General features: G+C 27.2%; 20 protein-coding genes. 14 read left to right on the top strand and 6 right to left on the bottom strand.

The window, feature by feature from the left end; genetic code table 4:
• Positions 1-37: 37 nt before the first annotated feature.
• Complete coding sequence (locus tag ACJA22_RS02610) at positions 38-1,225, bottom strand: phosphoglycerate kinase (RefSeq protein WP_406617565.1); 1,188 nt, start codon at positions 1,223-1,225, stop codon at positions 38-40.
• A gap of 453 nt (positions 1,226-1,678) precedes the next feature.
• Here ACJA22_RS02610 and ACJA22_RS02605 point away from each other — a divergent pair, with 453 nt between their 5' ends.
• A complete protein-coding gene (locus ACJA22_RS02605; RefSeq protein WP_406616722.1) occupies positions 1,679-2,689 on the top strand; it encodes a nicotinate phosphoribosyltransferase in 1,011 nt (336 codons plus the stop codon).
• Positions 2,690-2,914: 225 nt separating this feature from the next.
• Here the strand turns inward: ACJA22_RS02605 and ACJA22_RS02600 are convergent, their stop codons facing one another.
• Positions 2,915-4,441: a hypothetical protein gene (locus tag ACJA22_RS02600; RefSeq protein ID WP_406616720.1), complete on the bottom strand. Its 1,527-nt coding sequence runs from the start codon at positions 4,439-4,441 to the stop codon at positions 2,915-2,917.
• 177 nt (positions 4,442-4,618) lie between these two features.
• On the opposite strand from ACJA22_RS02600, the gene ACJA22_RS02595 reads away from it, so the two are divergent.
• The 6 genes from ACJA22_RS02595 (at position 4,619) to ACJA22_RS02570 (ending at position 9,650) form a co-directional block, all read left to right on the top strand.
• Complete coding sequence (locus ACJA22_RS02595; RefSeq protein ID WP_406616718.1) at positions 4,619-4,858, top strand: YdbC family protein; 240 nt, start codon at positions 4,619-4,621, stop codon at positions 4,856-4,858.
• A gap of 63 nt (positions 4,859-4,921) precedes the next feature.
• The gene (locus ACJA22_RS02590) at positions 4,922-5,725 is read left to right on the top strand and encodes a GNAT family N-acetyltransferase (RefSeq protein WP_406616716.1); all 804 of its coding nucleotides are present in this window, start codon (positions 4,922-4,924) and stop codon (positions 5,723-5,725) included.
• A gap of 24 nt (positions 5,726-5,749) precedes the next feature.
• The gene (ffh, locus tag ACJA22_RS02585; RefSeq protein ID WP_406616715.1) at positions 5,750-7,111 is read left to right on the top strand and encodes a signal recognition particle protein; all 1,362 of its coding nucleotides are present in this window, start codon (positions 5,750-5,752) and stop codon (positions 7,109-7,111) included.
• The gene (locus ACJA22_RS02580) at positions 7,111-8,169 is read left to right on the top strand and encodes a YwaF family protein (protein WP_406616713.1); all 1,059 of its coding nucleotides are present in this window, start codon (positions 7,111-7,113) and stop codon (positions 8,167-8,169) included. Before ffh ends, ACJA22_RS02580 begins: the two co-directional genes overlap by 1 nt.
• Positions 8,170-8,320: 151 nt before the next feature.
• Positions 8,321-9,463, top strand: a complete 1,143-nt coding sequence (metK, locus tag ACJA22_RS02575; protein ID WP_406616711.1) for a methionine adenosyltransferase — start codon at positions 8,321-8,323, stop codon at positions 9,461-9,463.
• Between the two features lie 55 nt (positions 9,464-9,518).
• A complete protein-coding gene (locus tag ACJA22_RS02570) occupies positions 9,519-9,650 on the top strand; it encodes a hypothetical protein (RefSeq protein ID WP_406616709.1) in 132 nt (43 codons plus the stop codon).
• A gap of 81 nt (positions 9,651-9,731) precedes the next feature.
• On the opposite strand, the gene ACJA22_RS02565 is transcribed toward ACJA22_RS02570, so the two are convergent.
• Both ACJA22_RS02565 and gltX read right to left on the bottom strand, forming a co-directional pair.
• The gene (locus ACJA22_RS02565; RefSeq protein ID WP_406616707.1) at positions 9,732-10,130 is read right to left on the bottom strand and encodes a hypothetical protein; all 399 of its coding nucleotides are present in this window, start codon (positions 10,128-10,130) and stop codon (positions 9,732-9,734) included.
• Positions 10,121-11,512: a glutamate--tRNA ligase gene (gene gltX, locus ACJA22_RS02560; RefSeq protein ID WP_406616705.1), complete on the bottom strand. Its 1,392-nt coding sequence runs from the start codon at positions 11,510-11,512 to the stop codon at positions 10,121-10,123. Before gltX ends, ACJA22_RS02565 begins: the two co-directional genes overlap by 10 nt.
• Before the next feature lie 242 nt (positions 11,513-11,754).
• Here gltX and ACJA22_RS02555 point away from each other — a divergent pair, with 242 nt between their 5' ends.
• The 5 genes from ACJA22_RS02555 (at position 11,755) to ACJA22_RS02535 (ending at position 17,820) form a co-directional block, all read left to right on the top strand.
• Positions 11,755-12,933 carry an AEC family transporter gene (locus tag ACJA22_RS02555; protein ID WP_406616704.1) on the top strand — a complete coding sequence of 393 codons (1,179 nt, stop codon included), beginning with the start codon at positions 11,755-11,757 and terminating at the stop codon, positions 12,931-12,933.
• An 8-nt stretch (positions 12,934-12,941) separates the two neighbouring features.
• Positions 12,942-13,934 (top strand): NAD(P)-dependent oxidoreductase, encoded by a 993-nt coding sequence (locus ACJA22_RS02550; RefSeq protein WP_406616703.1) that lies wholly within the window; start codon positions 12,942-12,944, stop codon positions 13,932-13,934.
• 165 nt (positions 13,935-14,099) lie between these two features.
• Positions 14,100-15,923, top strand: coding sequence for an aminotransferase class V-fold PLP-dependent enzyme (locus ACJA22_RS02545; RefSeq protein ID WP_406616701.1), 1,824 nt, complete (start codon positions 14,100-14,102; stop codon positions 15,921-15,923).
• 245 nt (positions 15,924-16,168) lie between these two features.
• Positions 16,169-16,465, top strand: coding sequence for a hypothetical protein (locus ACJA22_RS02540; RefSeq protein ID WP_406616699.1), 297 nt, complete (start codon positions 16,169-16,171; stop codon positions 16,463-16,465).
• Positions 16,447-17,820 (top strand): IS1634 family transposase, encoded by a 1,374-nt coding sequence (locus ACJA22_RS02535; protein ID WP_406616697.1) that lies wholly within the window; start codon positions 16,447-16,449, stop codon positions 17,818-17,820. The genes ACJA22_RS02540 and ACJA22_RS02535 overlap by 19 nt, the downstream gene beginning before the upstream one ends.
• Positions 17,821-17,943: 123 nt before the next feature.
• Here the strand turns inward: ACJA22_RS02535 and ACJA22_RS02530 are convergent, their stop codons facing one another.
• Positions 17,944-20,910 (bottom strand): YbhN family protein, encoded by a 2,967-nt coding sequence (locus ACJA22_RS02530; RefSeq protein ID WP_406616696.1) that lies wholly within the window; start codon positions 20,908-20,910, stop codon positions 17,944-17,946.
• Between the two features lie 127 nt (positions 20,911-21,037).
• On the opposite strand from ACJA22_RS02530, the gene mf1 reads away from it, so the two are divergent.
• A complete protein-coding gene (gene mf1, locus ACJA22_RS02525; protein ID WP_406616695.1) occupies positions 21,038-21,844 on the top strand; it encodes a diacylglycerol cholinephosphotransferase Mf1 in 807 nt (268 codons plus the stop codon).
• Between the two features lie 477 nt (positions 21,845-22,321).
• On the opposite strand, the gene ACJA22_RS02520 is transcribed toward mf1, so the two are convergent.
• Positions 22,322-23,848 (bottom strand): hypothetical protein, encoded by a 1,527-nt coding sequence (locus ACJA22_RS02520; RefSeq protein ID WP_406616693.1) that lies wholly within the window; start codon positions 23,846-23,848, stop codon positions 22,322-22,324.
• A 200-nt stretch (positions 23,849-24,048) separates the two neighbouring features.
• Between ACJA22_RS02520 and gyrA the strand changes: the two genes are divergently transcribed.
• Positions 24,049-26,829 carry a DNA gyrase subunit A gene (gene gyrA / locus ACJA22_RS02515; RefSeq protein ID WP_406616691.1) on the top strand — a complete coding sequence of 927 codons (2,781 nt, stop codon included), beginning with the start codon at positions 24,049-24,051 and terminating at the stop codon, positions 26,827-26,829.
• Positions 26,830-26,869 lie beyond the last annotated feature (40 nt).

Genomic DNA, 26,869 nt, shown 5'->3' with positions numbered 1-26,869 from the left:
TATCCACTTTTACAATGGATATTCTTTTATTGCTTAATTATTTTTCTTCAATAGCAGCTACGCCAGGTAATACTAAGCCTTGTAATAATTCTAATGAAGCACCACCACCTGTTGAAACATGTGAGAATTTGTTTTCCATATTAAGTTTTTCAACAGCGGCAACACTATCACCACCACCTACGATTGAATAGCATGAACTTCCTAATGAAGCAATAGCTTTAGCAATTGCTAAAGTACCTTCACGATAGTTTTCAAATTCAGCAACACCCATAGGTCCGTTTCATACAACGGTTTTAGCACCTTTTAAAGCCTTTGTAAATAATTTAATAGTTTCAGGTCCTATATCTAGTCCCATTAAGTCTTTATCGATATTTAAACCATAAATAATTGGCTTAACATCTTCAAATCCTTTAGCACAAGCGTTATCAACTGGTAAAATAACTTTATCGCCATGTTTTTCTAAGAATTCTTTAGCAAAAGGAATAAAATCATCTTCAACTAATGAAGTACCAACTTCATATCCTTGAGCTTTTTTGAATGTGTAAGCCATTGCACCACCAATAAGCATTTTATCTACTAAAGTAATTAAGTTTTCTAAAACTTTAATCTTATCGCTAACTTTAGCTCCACCAATAATTGCTACATAAGGATGAGCTGGATTTTCGATAGCTTTGTTTAATGATTCGACTTCTTTTTGCATTAAATATCCAATAGCACTTTCTTTGATATTTGAAGCAATTCCAACGTTAGAAGCGTGAGCTCTGTGAGCTGTACCAAAAGCATCATTAATAAATACATCACCTAATGAAGCTCAGTATTCACCTAAAGCTGGGTTGTTTTTACTTTCTGATTTATCGTTAAGATCTTCATAACGTGTATTTTGAACTAAGATAACATCTTGTTCTTTCATTTCAGAAATAGCTTTTTCTAATTCTTTACCTCTAGTTTCATCAACGAATCTAACTGGTCTTTTAAGTAATTTTGCTAATTCGATTGAAACAGGGAATAAGTCGTTTTTAGCTAAATCAGCTTGTTCTTTAATTCTTCCTAAGTGAGAAAAAAGAATTACTTTTCCATGGTCATCAACAACTTTTTGAATAGTAGGTAAAGCTGCTACAATTCTTTTATTTGATGTGATAACACCATTTTTAATAGGAACATTAAAGTCTACTCTAATTAAAACTTTTTTGCCTTTTAGTTTTAAATCATCAATAGTTTTTTTCATCATACCTTCCTTTTAGTTAATATATTTATATATATTTACATTATAAATTATTATTTACGTATGTTGTGAAAAAGATTTGATTTTCTTATTAAAAATGCAGCAAATATTTCTACAAAAAATTATTAAATTATTTGATTTTGTAATTGTTTAAACCATTCAATTTTTAATCCATGTGTCGACTATGACAATAATCCAATACAATAAAATTAACTTATTTGTAACTCTAAAAAACATCATTATTGTTGCTTAGTTTTAATTAATTAACTTATAAAGTTTTTTGAATTTTTCATTTAACCTTCATAAAATTACTCAAAAATAAACAATAACATTTTTAGACTAATTAACCTATAAAACAAATAAATTAGGAAAATAATGTCTATATTAATATTTGAACATTTTTTATATACTAAATATAAAAATGGTAAAATTAATATACAAATTTTAAGGAGAATTATGAAAGATAATAATATCGATAAATACATAGCAAGTTATTTTCTAAAGACTACTAAAATTTTAGAAACTTATAATCCTGATAATGTTATTACTTTGCAATTTTTTCAAAGAAGAGATAACTCAATTTTAGCGGGAATGGAAGAAACACTAGAATTACTAAAAAAACATACTGATATATCTAAATATGAAATTAGATATTTACCAGATGGATCACATATTCAAAACAAAGAAGTTGTTTTAGAATTAATTGGTCATTATCAAGATTTTGGTAAGTTTGAAGGAATGATTGATGGTATTTTATCAAGAAGTAGTTCAATAGCTTCAAATGCTTATGATTGTGTTCAAGCAGCTAAAGGTAAAAATGTTATTTTTATGGGAGATAGAGCTGACCATTATTTAATGCAAGAAATTGATGGGAAAGCAGTAGCAATAGGTGGCATTAAATCAGTTTCAACTGATATGCAAAATGTTTTAAATGTTGAAAATACTTTTGGATCAGTGCCACACATTCTAATTCAAAACTTTGCTGGTGATACTGCTAAAGCTATGAAAGCTTATGGCGAATTATTTCCTGATAATAAAATTATTTCTTTAGTCGATTATCATAATGATGTAATTAAACAAGCTATAGAATCTTATGAAGTTTTAGGTGATCAACTTTATGGAGTAAGAATCGATACATCTAAAAATATGAAAGACCATATGTTTGATAATGAAGAAGATAAAAGCGAATATTATGGTGTTAACATTGAACAAGTGAAAAGATTAAGAAAAGCTTTAGATAAAGTTGGTGCTAAAAAAGTTAAAATCATTGTTTCAAGTGGATTTAATGCTGACAAAATTAAAAGATTTGAAGATGCTCATACGCCAGTTGATAGCTATGGTGTTGGACAAGCTATTTTTAAATTAGTATGTAATTTTTCTGCTGATGCTACTCTTTTAAATGGTAAAGAAGAAGCAAAAGAAGGAAGAGGATATAATCCTAATCCTAAACTTATTAAATATGAATAATAATTTGTTTGAAATTCATAAAATAATCCTACTTTTTATATAAATTTATATAAAAATTCTTTAATTTATAATTAATAATAATATATGTGAACTGAACTTCAAAAATAACGATTTTTTTAAAACAAATTAATTATTGGAAAAACATTAAAATTCTTCTTTTTTAAAAGAAAAAAACTATAATCATCTTGGGTAGATTATAGTTTTAAAATTTTAAAATCTTTGCGTTTAAATGACGTCGAGATTTTTTGATTCTATTTCTAAAAGTCATTTATGGAAAAACTCTAGAATTTCATCGTTTTGAACAACAATATTCTTTAATGTTTCATCATCTGGATCAAACTTAATTAAAGCATCTTTAAGCTTAAAAACTAAGTCATCAAGCATTCTATAAAAAGAATAGCCTCTTTTAGATCATTGATATATTTCTTTCGAATATGACTGACTAGAATCAAATTTAAAGTGAATACAAAATTGCTGAAAATCATTTAGCTCCTTGTCTTTTAAAATTTCAGTTTTGTATTCTTTTTGGTTTATTAAGAAACATAAACTTCCATCACTTTTAATAATAAATGCAGCATCGTCATCAGGCGAAATAAATTGCCTTTTGTTTTCTTCATTAACAGCAACATAAAACTTATTTTGAAATTGTACAGTTGATGCGTATATCTTTCTTTTTATTGTTAAGTAGACACTACATTGACTTTCATCCATTTTAGAAAATATATTTTTCTTGTGCTCATAATCTTTTTTATTTCTTTTATTATAAGCTTGAATGATTTCTTCTTTATTGTGAATAAAATCTTCAAATGTTTTTATTTTCTTTAAATGTAAATATGGAGGTAAGAATTGTTGTAGAGAATTATTTGCTCTTTCAACATGAGGTTTAAAAATGGCAACACTAGAGCTTTGGAGTTCTATACCTTTTGAATTTAAATACTGTTTTAAAGGCGTATCCGAATAATCAGTACCTCAAAAAGTTCTTCTTTTATCAGTTCTAATTATTTTTGGTTTACCATAATTTCTAAATAAATCTTCCAATAATTTCATATAGCCTAGATTAGTCTCTTCTTGTTCAATATGTACTGCTAAAACTCTTGAAGTTGATGAATCTACAGCTACATAAATATGAGATTTTTTGCCATTCATTCAACGATGTTCACAAGCATCAAGTTCAACTATTTCACCAAAATCAAGGTTATTATCTCTACATTTTCTTGCTTTAAACATTGTCGTTTCCATAGTTTCATTATATTTAACTAATCTTTTTATTGCTATTACATCTCCATTATTTTCTTTAAGTTTTCTTAAATTTTCTCTTGCTTTTTTCTTTGTTTTCTTGGTCATATTTTTTGAATAAAAACCCTTAGCAACCAGATTCTTTATGAATAATCTATAAGTCATATTGTTCTTGTCAAAATCTTTTAAGCAATAATCATAAAAAAATATTAATGAAACAGAACAATCGCATTTTCGGTCATATACATCATCAATAAAAGTGAGATATTCATTAATCAACTCATCAATCCTATTAGTGCTAATTTTTCTATGGTGTTGATTACCTTTATTTTTATGAGAAATAATTAAGCAATTGTTTAACACTTTATCTCTAAGTTTCTTTGCTGTATGCCAATTAATTTGCAAATATTTACTAATTCAAGTGATGGATTTATTCATATTTTTTGCTATAAATTCTAATCTGTACTCATTTCTAAGTTCATAATTAGAACAATTTATTTTTTCAATTTTTTTCATAGCATAAATAAAGATACCAAAAAGTTAAAAATTCGTTATTTTTGAAGTTATTATAAGTATCGTATTTTTGAAGTTCACTTCACATATAAAAATTCTTTAATTTATAATTAATAATAATATATTATATTTAATATATAATTTAAATATAAATACTAATATAGAGACAGGAGAAGAAAAATGGCATTTAAAAAACCTGAAATTACAAATAAAATTGAACGTACAATTGGTACAATCTCATTAACTAATGGTGGTTATAAAAAAGAATTAAATTTAATTTCATGAAACGGTTCAGAACCTAAATATGATATTCGTGACTGAAGTGAAGATCACGCAAGATCAAGTAAAGGTATTACATTAACACTTGAAGAACTTAAAAAGTTACATGAATTAATTACAGAAGAATTAAAAAATAATTAGTTCTCATAAAACGCAATAATAAGAATGCAAGTTATTCATACTTACATTGTTTGGTAATTTATTATGCTTTTAAAACTAGAAAAAACAGATTATGAACAAGCTATTAGTTTTTTAGAAAAAGATTATAAAGCTAATCTATTATTAATGCTTGATTTAGAAGTTTATCAAAATGATTTATATGATAATATTCATTCTTTTTGTTTAAAAAATAAGGATAATATCATCGAATCTATTTTGTTAGTTTATAACAATGCTTTGCTTTATTATGACCCAAATTACAAAATAAGTTTTCAAGAAATTAAAAAGATAATTAATGAATTTAAGATTCATCATCTTTTAATTTCCCTTAAAGCTTATGAATATTACAAACCACAATATGACGCTTTAAATATTAAATTTAAAACTCAAGACTTAGGCGAATTAAATCCGAAAAGATTTAATATTTTAACTAATAACGAAGCAAAATTATTAACAGATAAAAGTTTAATTAAAGAAATTGTTAAATCAAAAGTTCAAATTGAAGAATTTAGTTCTGTTAACTATGATTTAGAAGTTAATGAGCTAAGTAATTTTTTTGATAAAAATCTTTTATGAGCAACTTATATATTAAAAGATAATCAAATAGTTTCATCAGCTAAAACCGTTAAAAACAGTTTTAAAAAACAATTAATCATGTCTGTTTTTACTTTAAAAGATTATCGTAACAACGGATATGCTATGCAAGTTTTAAATAAACTTTGTGAACACATTTTAAATAATGAAGCAATACCATTAATTTTTACAGATAACATACAAGCAAAAAGATTATATGAAAAATGTGGGTTTGAATTTAATGATAAATTTGCTTTAATTACTATAAAACAATAGAAAACGACAAAAAAGGAGAGCAAAATGTTAAGTTTTTTAGAAAACAGAATTCAAAAATCTATTCAAAAAATGAGAAGCAAGACAGTTGTAAATGAAGAAGATATTTTAGCAGTTACAAGAGATATTAAAATGGCTTTATTAGAGGCTGACGTTAACTTAAAAGTTGTTAAAGAATTTATAACTAATGTTAAAGCTAAAGCACTTGAAGCGAACTTAGTTGGAACTTTAAATGCTTCACAAACTATGATTAAAATAGTTCATGAAGAACTAGTTAATATCTTAGGTGGTACAGTTAAACCTATTACAATTACTAAAAAACCTTACATTATTATGATGTGCGGTTTACAAGGTAGTGGTAAAACTACAGCTTGTGCTAAAATTGCTTATTATTTAAAAAAGAAAAAACAAATTGAAAAACCTTTATTAGTTGCAGCTGACATTTATCGTCCTGCAGCTGTTGAACAATTAGTAACATTAGCTAAAAGTATTCAAGTTGATTATTTCGAAAAAGGTGTTTCAGATACAGCACAAAACATTGTTAAAGATGCTTTAAAAGTTGCTCATGAAAATAAAAATGATTTAATCATCATAGATACAGCTGGTCGTTTAAGTATTGATGAACCATTAATGCAAGAATTATGAGATCTTAAGCAAATTGCTACTCCAGAAGAAATTTTTATTGTTGTTGATGCTTTAAGTGGTCAAGATATTATTAACGTTGCTCAAACTTTCAATGATAAATTGAAACTTACAGGTAGTATCATTACCAAATTAGACTCAGATGCTCGTGGTGGTGCTGCTTTAAGTATTAGTAAAGTATTAAACTTACCTATTCGTTTTATTGGTACTGGTGAAAAAATCAGTAACTTAGACTTATTCTACCCAGATAGAATGGCTGATAGAATTCTTGGCATGGGTGATGTTATGAGCTTAATTGAAAAAGCTGAAGAAGTAATTGACCCATCAATGGCTAATAACATGGTAGCTAAGATCTTAAGGGGTAAATTTACTTTAGATGACTTAATGCAAAACTTAGCTCAAATTAAAAAGTTAGGTAAGATGTCAAAATTATTAAAGATGATCCCAGGCTTAGCTAATAAAGTTAGCGATGAAAAAGTCGAAGAAGCTGAAATGAAACTCGCTACATATGAAGTTTTAATTAACTCAATGACTAAAAAGGAAAGAAAAAATCCTAAATTGCTTAAGCAAGCTTCTCGTAAGGCTAGAATTTTAGCTGGTTCAGGTAGAACAGCACATGAATATAATCGTTTATTAAACGATTTTGATGCTATGGTTAAAAACATGACTGAAATGGCTAAGAAAATTAAAAGTGGAAACCTTAGCGATTTAACTAAAATGGGATTTAACCCTAACGGCGGTTTTTAATGAGGATTCAGCGCCATATTCCTAATTTCTTTTCACAAGAAGCAACGGTTGAAAAGGGAAAAATCAAGCTTGAAAATATTAATAATACTTTAACATTTTCAGATCCTATTAGTCAAGGTTTATACTGAGGCTTTTTTACCTTAGTAATGGTAACTTGTATATTAATTTATATCTTTAGAAGAATTATTTATGAAAATTATCAAAACAGATTAAAAATAATGGGTATGAAAAAATCAGTTTTCTGAATGATTTTCGGTATTATCTCATTAGTTGCTATTATTTTACGAAGTTGAATGGTAATACTAACCAATTATCCTAATAAATGAGAATCCTTACCATTACACTTTTGTAGATTAATGCTAGTCTTTATTGCCTTATGTGCCACTTTTGGTAAATTAGGCTGAATTAAATTTTATGGTCCATTAGCAATTACAGGTGCTATTTTAGCAATTATTGTACCTGGAGTTTATAAAACTATCGGACCTGATAACTTTTGATTCTATGACTATATATTAGCTCATGGCTATATCTTAATAACAGTTCCTTTGTATTACGCTTTTGTAAGAACCAAATATACATTTCAAGACACAATTGTAACTATCATTTTCTTCTTCCTATTATGTCTTTTAATTTGAACAATTAACTTACTTACAATTACATTCTCTGGCGATGAAATGTGAAAGAGTAATTACTTCTACTTAGGTAAAGACGATTACAACGAAATGTATAAATTACTAGGACCAATTGTTAAATGACCATATAACTTATTTGTTTTCACTCTATTAGGTATTTTAGTACTCACAATATGAATTATTCTATGATGCTGATTAGACAAATATCATATTGAAAAAGTAGATGGCAAAATTAAGGCTTTTACTACTAAATCGGAAGTTTGAAGAATTTATAAAGCTTCCTTTAAAACTTGTTTTAAAAAACCTCGTTCAAATAACGATAATACACCTGAACATCAGTTGATGATGTTGCTCAAGTGGATTAAATATTTTCATAAAATTATTATAATTTTTAACTTTAATGTTATACTATATTCATACATTTAAATAAGCGCATAAAGAGTTGTGGAGCCTAACCGCTTTGATACAAGCCAACCTGCATTTTGTAAGGTGGATAGTGAGGGATTTATTAAAATCCAACATGCGATCAAATTCAAAAAAACTCCTTAATTTTTTAGCGCTAGTAAGGAGTTTTTTTATGTACAAATTTTTATTTACAAGTGAATCAGTAGGTCAAGGTCACCCTGATAAAATTTGCGATCAAATTAGCGATGCTATTTTGGACGCCTATTTAAAACAAGACCCTTATTCGCGCACAGCTATTGAAACAATGGCTTCTGGTAATACCATTTATATTACTGGTGAAGTAGCTTCTAATGCTACCGTTGACCCTAAAGCAATTGCAATTAAAACCATTAAGCAAATTGACGAGGATTACAATAAAACAGATATAAAAGTAATTTGTGATCTTAAAAAACAAAGTCAAGATATTGCTCAAGGTGTTATTTTAAACGAAGATGAAATTGGAGCAGGAGACCAAGGGATTATGTTTGGTTATGCTACTAATGAAACACCTGAATATATGCCTTTAGCAATTACTTTAGCTCACGCTATTGCAAAGAAAGCTAATGAATTAAGACTAAATGGTCAATTCAAACATGCTAAAAGCGATATGAAAAGCCAAGTAACTATTGACTATAGTGATCTAAAACACACTAAAGTTGATACTATCTTATTTTCATGTCAACATGATGAAAATTTCAACGAAAAAGAATTCAAAGAATTTATCAAAAACAACATTTTTAAAGCAGTTTTAGACAAATATCATCTTGAAATGCCTAAACATATTTTAATTAACCCAACAGGTAGATTTGTAATAGGCGGAATTGTGGGAGATACCGGTTTAACTGGTAGAAAAATCATAGTAGATACTTATGGTGGAACTGCACATCATGGTGGAGGAGCATTTAGCGGAAAAGATGCTACTAAAGTAGATAGATCAGCTGCTTATGCTGCTAGATGAATTACTAAGAATTTAGTAGCTGCTGGTGTAGCTGATAAAATGGAAATGCAAATTTCTTATGCTATTGGTGTAGCAAAACCTATTTCAATTATGATCGAAACTTATGGCACTGAAAAGATTGCTAAAGACAAAATCATTGAAGCTATTGATGCTTTATTTGATTTACGCCCAAGAGCTATTATTCATGAACTCAATTTAAGATGTCCTATTTATGAAAAAACAGCTTATTTTGGACACTTCGGTCGTGATGATTTAGACTTGCCATGAGAAAAACTCAATATGGTAGATAAAATTAAAAACTATTTAAAATTAAAATAATTTTATGATAAAATAATCACATATTAAATTTAAACTTTAACATAGGAGAGCTAAAATGCGTAAAATCGTTAGAATTAAAAACAAAGAAATTGCTGCTAAAAGACTACACAAATTACAATTAGAAGAAGCAAGAGACAAAAGAAGAGCTTTAAGAGCAGCACAACAACAAGCTCAACAAGCTAAATAATTGAATTCAACCTATCATAACTAGCTTAAGGCTAGTTTTTTATTTTAAAAAAATGAGGCTATTATGCCTCACTTAGTAATATTATTCATGTTTAATATCAATTAAGCATTCTGATATTAAGTCATTATTAATTGATAAAAGTTTATAATGCACTTTTTTATGATGATCATCAATTTCTACTTTTTCAAGTTCAGTAATAATTGGAAAAGTCATGCCATTTCCTAAATCTAAAGTTGAATCATTTCTTTGTTTACCTAATTCAAAGAAAAGTGAAGATGAATCACGGAAGATATTTACATATTTTTCATGGATTTCAATTCTTGTCTTAGTCTTTGCTTTATCGTTATCTCTAAAGCTAAAAGCATGATATTTATTTTGCTTATCATCTTCATAAAGTTCATATTCAGATTCAACTGGATATTCAACTTTAATGTCTTCAGCTTCAGGTTGTTTTACTAATGATTTAAATGTTATTTTCATAATGCTAATCTCTTTGTAATTAATTTTTCGCCATAAAGATAAATAGTTTTAGCAAGCTCAGGTCCATGTTCAATGTAAGTAGTTGCTAAACGAATAGGCATGAATAAGTTTTTTCCTTTTTTGCCTGTTTTATTTTGGGTTTCGTTAATTGCTTCTTGAATATTTTCAAATGTAAATGGTTTATTTTTTAATAAACTAGCAAATACTTTTACTACTTCAATATCTTCAGCAGATAAATTAGGTTTATCTTCAGTTGGTTTTTCATAAATAGCTTGTTCTTCTTTAATTTGGCTTAAAGTGTAAACACTTTGTTTAAAGGTATCAACAAATAAATGAGTTCAATCATCATCTTTTAATTTTAATTGCTTGATAATTGTTTCAGTTGGCATTTCTTTGATATATTGTTTTGAGAATCATTGCATTTTCTTGATATCAAATTTACTTGGTGATTTACTAAATCTTGCTGGATCAAATTTAGCAATTAATTCATCTTTAGTCATTAATTCTTGCTTATCAGCACTAGTTCAGCCAAGTAAAGCTAAGAAATTAAATACACCTTCAGGACTATAACCTTCATTTCTGTAGTCTTCAATAAATTGTTTTAATGATAAATCACGTTTTGAAAGTTTCTTACCTTCCATATTAGTAATAACTGTTAAGTGTCCAAATTGAGGATGTTCTCATTTTAATGCTTCATAAATAGTGATTTGCTTTGGTGTATTAGTAATATGTTCTTCACCTCTTAAGACATGGGTAATTTCCATATCATGATCATCAACTACAACAGCAAAGTTATATGTTGGATAACCATCTGATTTTTGAATAACTCAATCACCGATTTCATCAGAGTTAAAACTAATTTTGCCTCTCACAATATCATCTCATTCAAGTAAATGGTTTTTAGGCATTACTAATCTAATTGAATATTCCCCAGCAGCATCTCTTTTAGCTTTTTCAGCTTCAGAAATTTTTAATCAGTTTCTATCATATCTAAATGATGGAATACCTTTAGCATCACTTTCAGCATGTTGCTTTTCTAATTCTTCAGTTGTATCATAAGCTTTATAAGCTAAACCTTTAGCAACTAATTCTTTCGCAATTTCTTGATATCTAGCAATCTTTTCGCTTTGACGGTACTTACCAAATTTTTCAACTGGGTTAAACGGACTTTCATCAGGTACAATACCTAATCAAGCTAAGTTTTCTAATTGACTTTTTTCGCCATCTTTTACATTTCTTTTTAAGTCTGTATCTTCTAAACGGAAGATAAAATCACCGTTAAAATGCTTTGCAAACAAGTAATTAAATAAAGCGGTTCTTGCGCCACCTATATGTAAATATCCTGTAGGACTTGGAGCATATCTTGTTCTAATTTTCTTCATAATTACCTCTTAAATAATTAAACATAATAGAAATATTTTATATATTATATAATTTTAATATTAATATTTAATTAATATATCTTAAAAAATGGAGTGATATGTCGAAGTTAGTGCAAGTTTTATCGAATGTTCAACTTTGAGGAGTTGTATTATCGTGCTTTATAATAATTTTTTTAGGTTTTATATTAAGAAAATATAATGTTTTTAAATCTAGCTTTAAATCCCCATTAATGACAATTGTTATGAAAATTGCTATTCCTGCCTTAGTTTTAATTGGATTTATGCAAAGCATTAATAAACACGATATAAAAGAACAAGCCATTATTTTAGGTATCAGTTTTCTATTTTACTCTTTAACATGTTTAATAGCATATTTATGAGTTAGATTTTGACCAAATAAGCTACCAAACAGTGTTATTGAGAATTCTAATGATGAAAATAATAATTCAAAAACTGAAGCAAATCTAATAGCAAATAATGATTCTACTTTAGGTTTAGTTGCTTCTAAAGTTGGTGACCAAACAACAAAAATAAGTATGACAAAATATAAAATGCTAGTTATTTGAATGATGCTTATTTTTGGATCAACAACCTTTTTCGGTTTGCCAATTATCGATCAAATGTATCGTGCAAATGGTGGATTATTAGCAGCAAATATTTCAACTATTCCATATCGAATTTTTCTTTATTCATTTTGCTTTATTCAAATGTCTAATATAAAAATAAACAAAAATAATATAAAAGAATCAAGTAAACAAATATTTTTAACCCCAATCATCATTTGTACATTTGTAGGATTAATTTTATGATTAACACAATTAATTCCTGGTGCTGGAGCTAGTGTAAAAGATACTACTAAAAATATAGATATAAATGGTAGCAGAGCAATTTTAGAGGGAACTTTTGGTGAAAACTTCCATAAGATTTATGCTATTAAAGAAAGTGATAAAACTAATTGATACATTTTTAAAGATAACTCATGAACTCTAACTAATGCGCCTGTTGGTTGATTTGAATTAAATACAACCATGAAATATCTTTATATTCCAATTAATATAATTAGCAAATTATGTTCGCCATTAATTTGATTAGTTATTGGTATATCACTTGCTGAAAGCAACTTAAAAACAGCCATAAAAGATAAATGAGTCTGAATTTATTCAATCTTAAAATTGATCGTTATACCTTTAATTGTCTTATTACTATTTTGAGCATTTAACAAGAAAATAAATATGAATAGAAACATATGTATGGCAATGCTAATATTCGCAGCAACGCCTGCTTCAACTGTTGTGACGGGTTATGCGATAAATTCAAATAAAGAAGTAGCATTTACAACTTGTGCAAGTGCATTAAGTACAGTCTTTTCAATATTTATATTACCAATTTTTATTGTTGTTGGAGAACTGGTTTTTGTTTAGGAGTTTATATGAAAATAACAGCTTATAGTGTTAGAAAAGTTGAGGGAAAATATTTTTTAAATGAAGCTAAAAAATATGCTTTTGACATCTCAATAAATAAAGAAAATTTAAATTCTGAATCATTAAAATTAGCAAAAGATTCAGATGCTGTAATCATTAGAGCAGATTCAAAAATAGATGAAACTTTAGTTATAAAAATGCACGAAATGAATATTAAATATCTTTTAACTAGAACAACAGGAGTAGAACATATTGATATCTCAGCATGTAAAAAATATGGAATTAAAGTTGCAAATGTTCCTTCATATAGCCCTAGTGCGATAAGTGAATGAGCTTTTTCTTGTGCTTTAAGTTTATCTAGAAGAGTATTTCATTTTGCTAATAAAGCCTACAATGATGATTTACTAATTGACGAATTTGGCTATGCTTATGAGTTAAAAGGAAAAACAGTAGGAATTATTGGTCTTGGAAATATAGGCTTAACAAGTGCAAAATATTTTTTAGCTTTTAATTCAAAAGTAATAGCTTTTGATCCTAAGCCTAGTAAAGAAGTGCTCAAATTAATAGATATTAAAAATACAATTGAAGAAGTAGTTGAAGAGTCTGATATTGTTATTTTCCATTGTCCATACGTTAAGGGAGTAAATGATAATTTAATTAATTTAGACTTATTTAAATTAGCAAAGCTTGGTTCAATTTTTATTAATGCTTCTAGAGGATTAATTCAAAATGAAGAAGATATTTTGTATGCGTTAAAAAATAATTTAATATATGCTTACGCTACAGATGTCTTAAAAGAAGAAAAAGCTTACTTCAACAAAAAAGATAGTTTAAAGAATAATCCAACATTAAATGAATTAAAAAATCTTTACCCAAGATTTATCTTAACGCCACATATTGGTTCTTATACTCATGAAGCAGTTTTAAATATGGTTAAAATTAGTTTTGAAAATTTACATCAATTAATGAATAATGAAGTTTGCAAGAATGAAATTTGCTAATTTAATAAAACTTTATTTTATTAGTTAGTTTTTTTAATTAACCTATAAAACAATGATATTTGAAAAAATGGTTTTGATTATCAATAAGACCAAAGCGAGTTTTTAAAAATTAAGTTATATTAATATAAATATAATATTATAATTTAAATATTATATGGAGGAAAAATGAACAAAATAGATAATGTTATTATTTTCGCGGCTGGTAAAGGAACAAGAATGGCACCTTTAACAGAATACTTACCTAAGCCATTAGTACAAGTTAATGGAGAAGCGATGATTGAAAGAAATATTCGTTTCTTACATGAAACAAAAATTAAAAATATTTATATTGTTGTAGGTTATTTAAAAGAACAATTTAAATATTTAGAAAAAAAATACCAAGTTAAATTTATTACTAACAAAGATTATGATAAATATAACAACATCTCATCTTTAAATTCATCTTTAAGTAAATGAGGAAATACTTTATATATTGAAGGCGATTTATATTTTAAAGAAAATATAATTCCAAATTTAATCGATCTTATTGAAAGTGAAGATAAATCATTAGCTTTCAGTCAAGAATGTAAAGAACACAAAAGCGAATGAATTTATAATTTAGATGAAAAAGAAAATGTAATCAATCATAAGTTAGTAAAAGATGCTTATGGACAAAATATTTGAAGTGGAATCTTATACATCAATAAAGAAACTGCTGATGAAATGAGACAATCATTTAAGGAATTTTATGATAAAGATGAAAACAAACAGTCATACTTTGAACAATTCTTATGAACTTTAAATAACAAATTTAAACATGTTCAAATCTTAAATTCACCAATAAATGAATTAGATAATTTTAATGATTTATTAAAAATGGACTCAAGATATGCAAACCATTCTACTACCTTATTATTTACTCCAGGACCAATAAATAACTATCCAGAAGTTAGTGATATTTTAGCAAGTGCTGTCTTACACCACAGATCTCCTTTATTTAAATATTATTTAGATCAAACTACAACTTTAATTAAAGACTTTTTCAAAACTAAAAAAGGATTGCCTTTATTTGTAACTTGTTCAGCAACAGGTGCTATGGAAGCAATCGTTGTTAACTTAGTTGAACCAGGCGATAAAATTCTTTTAATTGAAGCTGGAGACTTCGGTAAAAGATTCAAAATCATGATCGAAAGATTATGCAAAGACAACTTAAATTTAGATGTTTTAAGCTATCCAGATGGAGCTACATATAACCCTAAAGATGTTGAAAAAATGCTTAAAAACAATAAATACAAATCTGTATTTATTACTCACCATGAAACTTCTACAGGTGTAGTTCATGATGTAGCTGCTGTTGGTGAAATGATTAAAAAATACTCACCAGATTCTTTATTTATAGTAGATACAACAAGTTCATTTATTCATGAAAATATTGAATTTGATAAATGAGGAATTGATGCTGCTATCGGAACAAGTGGAAAAGCATTCTGTGTTATGCCTGGTTTAAGCTGTGTTTGTTTATCACAAAAAGCTATCCAAGTTGCAAGAGAAAACAAAAACTACAAATTCTACTTTGACTTACCAGCTTATGTTGACTATTACACAAACCAACGTTCTACACCTTATACACCAGCTTCAAGTATTTTAATTGCTGTTAATGCCGCAATGAAAGTTATGAAAAACCAAACAATTGAAGCTATTAGAAAGAAACGTAAAAAGATTTACGAATACATTCGTAGAGAACTTAGAAAACTTCATTTCAAAGATGTTGTTGATGATGTTCATATGACACATGGATTATTAGTTATGGAAGTTCCTGATGGATATGATGCTGAAATTTTACGTAATATTATAGATTACAAAAATGATATTTACTTTGAATTAGGTCGTCAAGAAAGACGTAAAACTCAAATAAGAGTTGGTATTCCAAACGTAATTGGAATGGAAGAAGCTAAGAAATTAGTTGATGTAATCAAACAAAACTTAAAAGACTCGAAAATAAGACATTAAAAGTTTTCTTTATAATAATATTTTTGAATTTTAAATTAAAAAAGCAGCTCATCGTGTGATGAGCTGTTAATTTTACATTGTAAAAGTTGGAAACTTGGAAGCTACAAGAGTGTAGCTTTTGTAATTACCCTGAGTTTCCAAGTTGGAGCTCTTTTTTTATTACTTTTTTCAGTGTTATTTATATATAAATAAAAAAAAGTTATTTTTTTACATAATTACATTGTAATTTGTGGTATAATAAAGATATGAAAAAAGACAAATGACTATTAATTTCAAGAAAAAATAAGAACTCTACTTACTTATCTTTAGCACTTTCAGGAGGATTTGGCAAAGGTTATAAGAAATCTATCGGTATCGGTACAGTTGAAAAATGAGAAAAATATTGTTCTGATCCAGTAGAAAAAATTAAAAAACTATCTCAAAACTACAATACTGATTGAGATAGAAATATGATAATTAGACAATTAGAGTTAGATATAAGCAAGGTTAAATTGAAACAAAACAGTTCAATTATGGATATGATTTGTTATACAGTTTCTTAGAAAAATTAAATCCTTTTAAAGATGCTAAAGTATCAAAATCCAAGTATTTAAATGATTTATTAAAATATATGATTTCAAATAGAATTGTAAATCCGGGTAACATGCTTTCATCCTTTAAAAATAAAGACAAATTCAATATAAATTTAGAAGTTGAAAAGACGACATTTTATAATACTTTAGACTATTTAGCTGAAAATAAAAATAACATTTTAAAGAGTGTTAACGATACATTGATCAAAGATAAAAATAGAAAAATAGATATTATTTGATACGACTCTTCAGCGGTATATTTTGAAAGTTTTGTAAGAGAAGGATTGAGATATCCAGGTTATTCTAAAGATGGAAAATTCAAAGAAGATCAAATTGTTTTAGGTTTAGCAACAGATGAAAACGGCATTCCAATTCACTATAAATTATTCAAAGGGAACACTGCTGATGCATCAACATTTATTAATTTTATTTTGAATATAAAATCACAATATGAATTAAACAAAGTAACACTCATTGCTGATAGAGGAATGAGTACAAATAGAAACATAAGATTCTTAGAAGATAACGATATTGATTACATTTTATCTTATAGATTAAAAGCGGCTTCAAATGACCGAAAGACCTTTGCAATAGATGAATCCGGCTATTTTGGAGACAATAATTTTAAATATAAAGAAACTACTTTTTATTCGTTTTGAAAGAATAGAAGAGCAAACGGACACAAGAGAAGATTGGTAGTAACATATAGTAAAAAAAGAGCATTAAAAGATAAAAATGATAGACAAATTTTAATCGATAATTTTATTAAAAGACAAGATAAAGACGGACTAGTTCATGATCAAGTAATGTTCGGTCAAAAGAAGTTTAAATTCTTCGAAAAAGTTGGTGGTAAAGGTTATTACAAACTTAACTATGACAAAATTATCGAAGATGAAAAGTTTGACGGATATTATGCTTATGAAACCTCTAGATTTGATTTATCACCTGAAGAAATTGTGAATTTATATTCAAAACAATGACAAATAGAATCAAACTTTAGAGCTTTAAAAAGTGCTTTAGCTGTAAGACCTATTTATGTATGAAGTGAAAAGCATATTGAAGGTCATTTCGTACTTTGCTTCTTATCTCTTGTTTTATTAAATTTTGTTATTTATTATTTAAACAAAGGTTTGAAAGAACTCGGTGTTGTAGATGAAAAAATCACAATCAAAAAATTACAAGATGTAATAAAAGAAACAATCAAAACATGCAAGATTATTGACGGAAAAATTGAAAGTGAAGAATATATTATTAACGACAACAATAATCAAGCAATTCAAGATTATCAAACATATTTAAGAATTTTAAATGAATTAAAATTTTAAATTATTAAAAACAGCTCATCAAACAGATGAGTTGTTAAAAATTACATTGTAAAAGTTGGAAACTCGGGAAAAGTTGGAAACTTGGAAGCTACAAGAGTGTAGCTTTTGTAATTACAATTGAATTTAATGTGCGAATATAAATGCGAATGTTCCACCAAGTAGGACTAAGAAGAAAATTGGCATTGCAATTTTGTAATAATTTGTGCTTGTTTTAAGAGGTTTATTTAAGTTGTTATTATTTACCAAGTTATAATTCTTAACTTTTCTTTGGTAATGATCAACTCTTTTTTCACCAATATAAACAATTATTAATAAGATTGCTGAAATTACTGAAGGTATAATTACAGTTCCAAAAGTACCCATCGCTGTAAAGATAGAAGCATTTTGAATTGCGCTAAAGCCATCGTATGCAGTACCTTGTAATGATTCTTGAACTAATACTTTATATAAGTAATCGGACGTTCCCGTACCACCAGGGGTTAAGCTTATCGCATTAGAAATTCTTATCAGAGTATTTTGTACTGTAAGGTTCATGTAATATCCACCCTTTACAGTAGGTTGAATAATATCAATTGATTTTCCAAAAAATGCTGTTGTAGTAATAAATGCTGGTATTATTTTATAGAAAAGTAGTTCGAAGAAGAATCCAATATTTTTAAAGCAAGATTTTAAACTCACATTAAGATTATAGAGCTCATATTCATATTTAGCTTTAATGCTAAATGCATCATATGATTTAATAAATGGAGTTCATTCAATAATTGCTAAAGTTACTTTAATTAAAAGTTTTTGAATTCTTTTATTTAAAACAACAATTAATAATAATGCTGATAATCCACTATCAAAAATTAAACCTAATACAAGCATTACAACGAAAATAATTGATGAAGTAGACTTTTGATCAAAGAATGATTTAAACATTCAAACACCAGTTGGAACTAATGATACAGTTAATAAAACGTTAGTTGTTTGTCATATAAAGGTGTTAACAATAATCGCTGAAAAGAGTACTGGTCTTGGTATGCCACGTCTTCTTAAATATCAGTAAGTACCAATATCACCACCGATTGATTTAGGAGTAATTGTTTGAATTACGACCCCGATAGCACAACCTATATATAAGTCTTTTCATTTAGCTTTATGACCTTGCAATGAAATCACCCGTTTAAATATTAAGGCTTGAAGCACTGAATAAATAAACATTGAAAGCACCATAAACATGAAACTACTTCTGACTATGTAGCCATCTGAAAGACTCCGCTCATGCCCAGCAACGTCATTACTTGTATAAAGTTTTTTGCCAAAAGCTTTAAAGACTTCTTTTGGACCACCACCTATACCTTCGCCTTTAAGGTTATAAACAGAATAGAATAAGAATGTGATAATTCCAAATAGAATTAAAAAGTAAAGGAAGTATTTGAAAAATGATCAAAATGTTAATTTTGAAACCCTAGTATCTTCTTTTAGATCTAATATTCCATCTAGAATTTCCCGGTTTCTAACCACCATCATTAATTCTTTTTTATCTTGTGATTTTTGTTCAATGGTTTCACAATAAATAACTAATTTATTTAAAATTTGTGAATATTGGCAAATGACGCTTTCGCCATGTTCAAAGCTGATTTTGTAAATTATATTCTTGCTTAAAGAGCTATTATTGCTCAATTCTTGATATCTAACAATTTTGTAATTATTATTTATTTTTTCAACAGTATTAAGTCTTTGGAAAAATCTATAAGCAATTTCAGGCTCGATTGTATAAGATTTAACTGTAACTTGATAACGACCAAATTCAGCATAAATATCTTGTAATACATCATATAAAGTTTTGTTCTTCACATTCTTATAGTATGTTGCCATTCTCTCTATTTCATACATGAAATGGTTAGCATCATACCCGTTAAAAAATCTTTTATATGGCGCATATTCATTATTATGGGTATATGCGAAAAGCAATTCTTTTTCGCTATAAGCTACATCTTTTCATACATCAGAACGAGTGTTAAAACTTCTTACTTCAATACCATTTTTAAGCGCAATATTTTGAGTTAAAGTTCCAACTTGAATTGTTTTAGCAATAAAGCTTTTGTTCAAGTCTTCGCGATTAAATGTTTCATCATCATTTAATAAAAAGTTTAAATATAATGCTGCTATTTCATCAGGCTTAAAGTATTTATATAAATGTTTATATTTAACATTAAAGTTTATTGCTGTTCCTTCATTATTAATAACAAAGTTAATCTTTGATTTTCTACTTAAAGCATCTCAATAAACTCTTGATAAGTATTTTTGTTCACTACCTTCGTAAAAAGTTTTGCGTTTATTTCTTCAAACTGAGAAGTTAGAAATCTGTAAGTATTTTAAATTATTTAAATAAAAGTTTCTGGTTGATGATTCAGTAATATCAATCCCCATAAATAAACTTTGTGAGTTAAGATATGGCGATTTAACATATCTGCTCATTATATCTTTTTGATATTGTTTAAAATAGTTGTCATATTCAAAACTTATACTCTTTGAAGGAATTTCTATCGTTAAGTAATCAGTAGATTTTAATGTTCAAGAAATTCTAGCCATTTCTTCATGATTTAATGGTGCTCCATTAGCTCAGTTAAATGAAATTTTAATCAATTTATTATCGTTATTAAAGTGCTCTATCGAAACAATATAATCGCACTTTGAATTAGATGCTGCTAAAGTTTTATAAACCCTAGGGATAGCTTCTGGTGTTTCATATATAACTGTTTTACAGTTCTTTTCAGTTAAAACACGAGCAAATATATTCATGTATAAATTAGAATCTAATGAATTATCTACAGAAATAAATACTTTTGAATTTTCATTTTTATTGCGTTCAATAAAAGATGTAAAAGCATAAGCTAAAGCTGTAACTGTGTATTCATTAATTAAGTTTGTACCAACACCAATACTTGAAATAATTTTGTTGTCAATAAACTTAATGCTTCCTGAAAAAGCTCTATCAATCTCTTCTTTGGTACTATTTTTCCCAAAGGTTAATAATTTCTCAGTAAAAGAAACATCTCAAGATGATTTCTGACTTCACTTGTTATAAATTGGATTTAGCGCCATTGTATCCTTTCTAATTACATAAAATAGTATTAATATTATATTAAATCTTTAGTAAAATATCAATTATAATATTTAACGAATTAACCTTATAATGTAAAATTATTTTTTATATATAGGAGAAACTTTTATGATAAAGAGCACGCATAAATTCCCAGAAGAATTGCCTGGTCTAGATGTTAATATTAAAAAAAGACAAGAAGGCAATTTAAAATTACTTAACACAATTGTTGATATTTTAGATGCTAATAATTTAAATTATGTTTTAGCTTATGGTACAGCCTTAGGATTTTACAGAGATCATAAAATGATCGACTGAGATGCTGATATTGATATTATTATTGATTTAGAAGCTTATGAATTTTTATTAAAAAATTATCCTGAACACTTAATGACTTCTGATAATACACCATGACACTATTATCAATTCCCTCGTTGAGTGCCTTCTTTAAAGGATGTTGATGTAACCGATCCTAATTCATTATATATTGACATTTTTGTAATTTTACCTTCAACACATCGCAGGGTAAGTTATTACAATCACTCATTATTTATTAAAATGCAATGTGCTTCAAGTTGAAAAAAAGTTCCATACTTTTTCAACAAAAAATCAGCTAACATGTTTTACAAAGGTTTAATTTATACATTCTTATTCTGAGTACCTAGACTAACAATGCAAAGAGCTTGAAAATATATCATTGAAAAGAAAAAACCAAATTGTTATTATGTTTCGAATTATCCTAACCATAAAAACAATCACAAAATCGATATAGAAGATTTTTATAATCCAAGTTATGTTGAAGCTTATGGTAGAAAATATAAATTACTTAATAATGTTGAAAAACACTTTCTTAAAGAATACGGCAAAACTTGAAGAACTCCTATAAAAACTAAACATGCTATTTATTATGGTTTTACCGAAATGGATTCAAAATAGGCTTTTTGGTAAAAATAAGCTATAAAAAAATAATAACTATTTTATTAATTTTGAAGGAAAAATTGCACTGATTTTACCTTCATTTTTTTATTTAATTCTCTTATATATTAGGCTAGTTTGATATTCATATTTATTTATATTGCACAATAAATTTAAAGTTTTTAGACCTCTAAATCCATAATAAAAACAAGTTATTTTGCTGATTTTTTAATAACTCAAACAAAGAATTCAAAACCCCTAAATTTTGTTATTTTTGAATTTATTAGCTAATCCATATTTTTTAATTTAACTTTGAAAAAAGTATTTTAATTTTGGTTAATAATTCAGTCAAAAATCCTGTGAACTGAAAAACAAAAATAACGATTTTTTTAAAACAAATTAATTATTGTAAAAATATTAAAATTCTTCTTTTTTAAAAGAAAAAAACTATAATCATTTTGCGCAGATTATAGTTTTAAAATTTTTAAATCTTTACGTTTATATAACGTCGAGATTTTTTGATTCTATTTCTAAAAGTCATTTATGGAAAAACTCTAGAATTTCATCGTTTTGAACAACAATATTCTTTAATGTTTCATCATCTGGATCAAACTTAATTAAAGCTTCTTTAAGCTTAAAAACTAAGTCATCAAGCATTCTATAAAAAGAATAGCCTCTTTTAGATCATTGATATATTTCTTTCGAATATGACTGACTAGAATCAAATTTAAAGTGAATACAAAATTGCTGAAAATCATTTAGCTCCTTGTCTTTTAAAATTTCAGTTTTGTATTCTTTTTGGTTTATTAAGAAACATAAACTTCCATCACTTTTAATAATAAATGCAGCATCGTCATCAGGCGAAATAAATTGCCTTTTGTTTTCTTCATTAACAGCAACATAAAACTTATTTTGAAATTGTACAGTTGATGCATATATCTTTCTTTTAATTGTTAAATAAACACTACATTGCCTTTCATCCGTTTTAGAAAATGCATTTTTCTTATGTTCATAATCTTTTTTATTCCAATCATTATAAGCTTGAGTAATTTCTTCCTTATTATTAATAAAGTCTTGAAATGTTTTAATTTTATTTAGATATAAATACGGAGGCAAGAATTGTTGTAAAGAATTATTTGCTCTTTCAACATGAGGTTTAAAAATAGCAATACTAGAGCTTTGGAGTTCTATTCCTTTTGAATTTAAATACTGTTTTAAAGGTGTATCCGTATAATCAGTGCCTCAAAAAGTTCTTCTTTTGTCGGTTCTAATTATTTTTGGTTTACCGTAATTTCTAAATAGATCTTCCAATAATTTCATATAGCCGAGATTAGTTTCTTCTTGTTCAATATGTACTGCTAAAACTCTTGAAGTTGATGAATCTACAGCTACATAAATATTAGATTTTTCGCCATTCATTCAACGATGTTCACAAGCATCAAGTTCAACTATTTCACCAAAATCAAGGTTATTATCTCTACATTTTCTTGCTTTAAACATTGTCGTTTCCATAGTTTCATTATATTTAATTAATCTTTTTATTGCTATTACATCTCCATTATTTTCTTTAAGTTTTCTTAAATTTTCTCTTGCTTTTTTCTTTGTTTTCTTGGTCATATTTTTTGAATAAAAACCCTTGGCAACTAAGTTATTTATGAAGGATTTATAAGTCATGTTTTTTCTATCTAATTCTGTTAAATACTTCTCATAAAAAAATCTTAAAGAAATAGAACAGTCAGTTTTATGTTGATATACATTAACGATAAAAATAAGATATTCTTTAATCAATTCATCTATTCTATCTGTACTAATTTTTCTGCAATACTGATTACCTTTATTTTTATGAGAAATAATTAAGCAATTGTTTAACACTTTATCTCTAAGTTTCTTTGCTGTATGCCAATTAATTTGCAAATATTTACTAATTCAAGTGATGGATTTATTCATATTTTTTGCTATAAATTCTAATCTGTACTCATTTCTAAGTTCATAATTAGAACAATTTATTTTTTCAATTTTTTTCATAGCATAAATAAAGATACCAAAAAGTTAAAAATTCGTTATTTTTGTTTTTCCTATAAGTATCGTATTTTTGTTTTTAACTTCACAGTATTTTAATTTTGGTTAATAATTCAGTCAAAAATCCAATTTATTTAGTATAATATTTATATTTATATAAATATAAGTTTTTTAACTTCGTAAATTTATACAAAAAGGAGAAAAATATGGCTAAAAACATAAATGACGAAAAAGATTTAATTAATGAACAAGAGAACTTACAAGATGATCAAAAAGATCTTCAGGAAGAAACAAGTGAATTATTTATAGCTTTTAAACATAATAAAAAAACAGAGGATGATGAAGAAGATGAAGATATTCCTCAAAATAAACCAGAATATCAAGTGCAACCCCAATTATTAGAAGAACCAACAGATGGTATTAGTCCCGTTCAAGTTTCAAAAGAAATGAAGAACTCATTCTTAGAATATGCAATGAGTGTTATTGTGGCTCGTGCTTTACCTGATGCAAGAGACGGACTTAAACCTGTTCACCGTCGTATTTTATTCGATATGAATGAATTAGGTATTACTTTTGGTAGCCAACACCGTAAAAGTGCCCGTATTGTTGGGGACGTATTAGGTAAGTACCACCCACATGGTGATTCATCAGTTTATGAAGCTATGGTACGTATGGCTCAAGATTTCTCAATGAGATATCCATTAGTAGATGGTCACGGTAACTTCGGATCAATCGATGGCGATGAAGCTGCTGCTATGCGTTATACTGAAGCCAGAATGAGTAAATTAGCCGCTGAAATGCTTGAAGGTATTAAGAAAGATACAGTTGACTTTGTAGATAACTATGATGCTAGTGAATTAGAACCTGCTGTATTGCCATCAAGATTCCCTAACTTATTAGTTTCTGGTGGTTCAGGTATTGCGGTTGGTATGGCTACAAGTATTCCACCTCATAATTTAGGTGAAACAATTGATGCTACAATCGCTTTAGCCAAAAACCCAGAAATTACAATTGAAGAATTAATGGAATATTTACCAGGTCCAGACTTTCCAACTGGAGCTATGATTATTGGTAATCAAGGTATTAAGGATGCTTATACAACTGGTAAAGGTAGTATTCCAGTTAGATCAGTAGCTAAAATTGAAGAATTAGCTAATGGTAAAAGCAAAATTATTATTACTGAAATTCCTTACGAAGTTAAAAAGACAGCTATTATTGAAAAAATAGCCCAATTAATTAAAGAAAAAGCAATTGATGGTATTTCAGATTTAAGAGACGAATCTAACCGTGAAGGTATTAGAATCGTTATCGATGTTAAAAAAGGTGAAAATGCTGAAATTATTTTAAATAAACTTTATCGTCAAACTAACTTACAAGCTAACTATAATGTTAACTTCGTTGCTTTAGTTGATGGCGAACCTAAATTATTAAATCTTAAATATGCTTTAGAAGTTTATTTAAAACACCAAGAAAATGTTGTAACTAGAAGATTACAATTTGACCTTAAAAAAGCACAAGATAGATTACATATTCTTGAAGGTTTAAAAATCGCAGTTGAAAATATTGATGAAGTAATTAAGATTATTAAATCATCAAAAACTGATGCTGATGCTCAAGCAAACCTTTCTGCTAGATTTGGCTTAACTGAAAAACAAACTAAAGCAATCGTTGATATGCGTTTAGGTCGTTTAACTGGTTTAGCTATTGATAATATGCTTGAAGAAATTGCCCAATTGAACACTGAAATAGACAAAATCAACAAAATTTTGGCTGATAAAAACTTATTAATTGATTTAATTGTGCAAGAACTTACAGAAATTAAAGAAAAATACAACGATAAAAGAAGAACTGAAATTAACCTTTCAATTAGCGGTTCAATTCTTGATGAAGATTTAATTCCTCAAAGAGATATTGTTATTACAACCAGCACCAAAGGTTATGTAAAAAGAATGGATCTTGAAGAATATAGAACTCAAAGAAGAGGTGGTGTAGGTATTACGACAATGAAAACCTACAATGATGATGATATTGCATCAATTATTACTACAACCACTCACACTGACTTACTATTATTCTCAAACCTTGGTAGAGTATATAGAATTAGAGCTCATGAAATACCAGAACAATCACGTCAATCAAAAGGTACTTCATTTATTAATATCGTTCCTTCATTAAACGTTGAAGAAAACGAAAAGATTGTTTCAATGTTAGCTGTTGATTCATATGATGAAAACAAATATCTTTTCACAACCACAAAATTTGGTGTAATTAAGAAAACAAGTTTAGCTGAATACGAAAGAATTAATTCTAATGGTAAATATGCCTTTAAATTAAGAGAAGGTGATGAATTAATCAGAGCCTTAATTATTGGCGATGATGAATTAATCTTACTTGCTAACAATGAACAAAGAATTGTTAAATTTGAATCAAGCGACTTTAGACCACTTTCAAGAACCGCTACTGGTGTTAGAGGTATTAAACTTGAAGAAGGACAAACATGTATTTCTTCATCAGCAAGCAATGAAGGTGAATTAATTCTTACAATTGGTAAAAAAGGTTTCGGTAAGATTACTCACCATGCTTTATTTAGATTAATTAAACGTGGCGGAAAAGGTGTAATTGGTATTAACTCTAAATTAGCCGGAAACTTAGTATTTGCTCGTTTTGTTAACCCTCAAGATGAAATCTTGATGATTACAACTAGTGGTTTAACTATTAGAACACCTATTAGTCAAATTAATGAAACAAGTAGAAATGCTAAAGGTGTTAAATTAATTAACCTTAAGAAAAAAGAAGAAATTCAAGCTGTTGAAATTGTTAAAATCGATGAAAACACCGATCCAGAAGCAACAGAAGCAGCTATGGAATACTTAAACAAAGTAAGAGAAGCTACTCAAGAAATCTTACTTAAAGAAACCATAGACGATGAAGAATTAGAAGCAGAAGTAGATGCTGATTTAGAAGAAGAAAAAAATTCAAACGAATAATTATTTAAAAAATCACTTATAAACATTTATTGGAGAGCTT

This window comes from Mycoplasmopsis adleri (genome assembly GCF_045276205.1).
GTDB classification, from domain to species: Bacteria; Bacillota_I; Bacilli_A; order Mycoplasmatales; family Metamycoplasmataceae; genus Mycoplasmopsis; species Mycoplasmopsis adleri.
The sequence above is the reverse complement of the archived record's forward strand: the minus strand, read 5'-3'. Positions and strand labels throughout refer to the sequence as shown.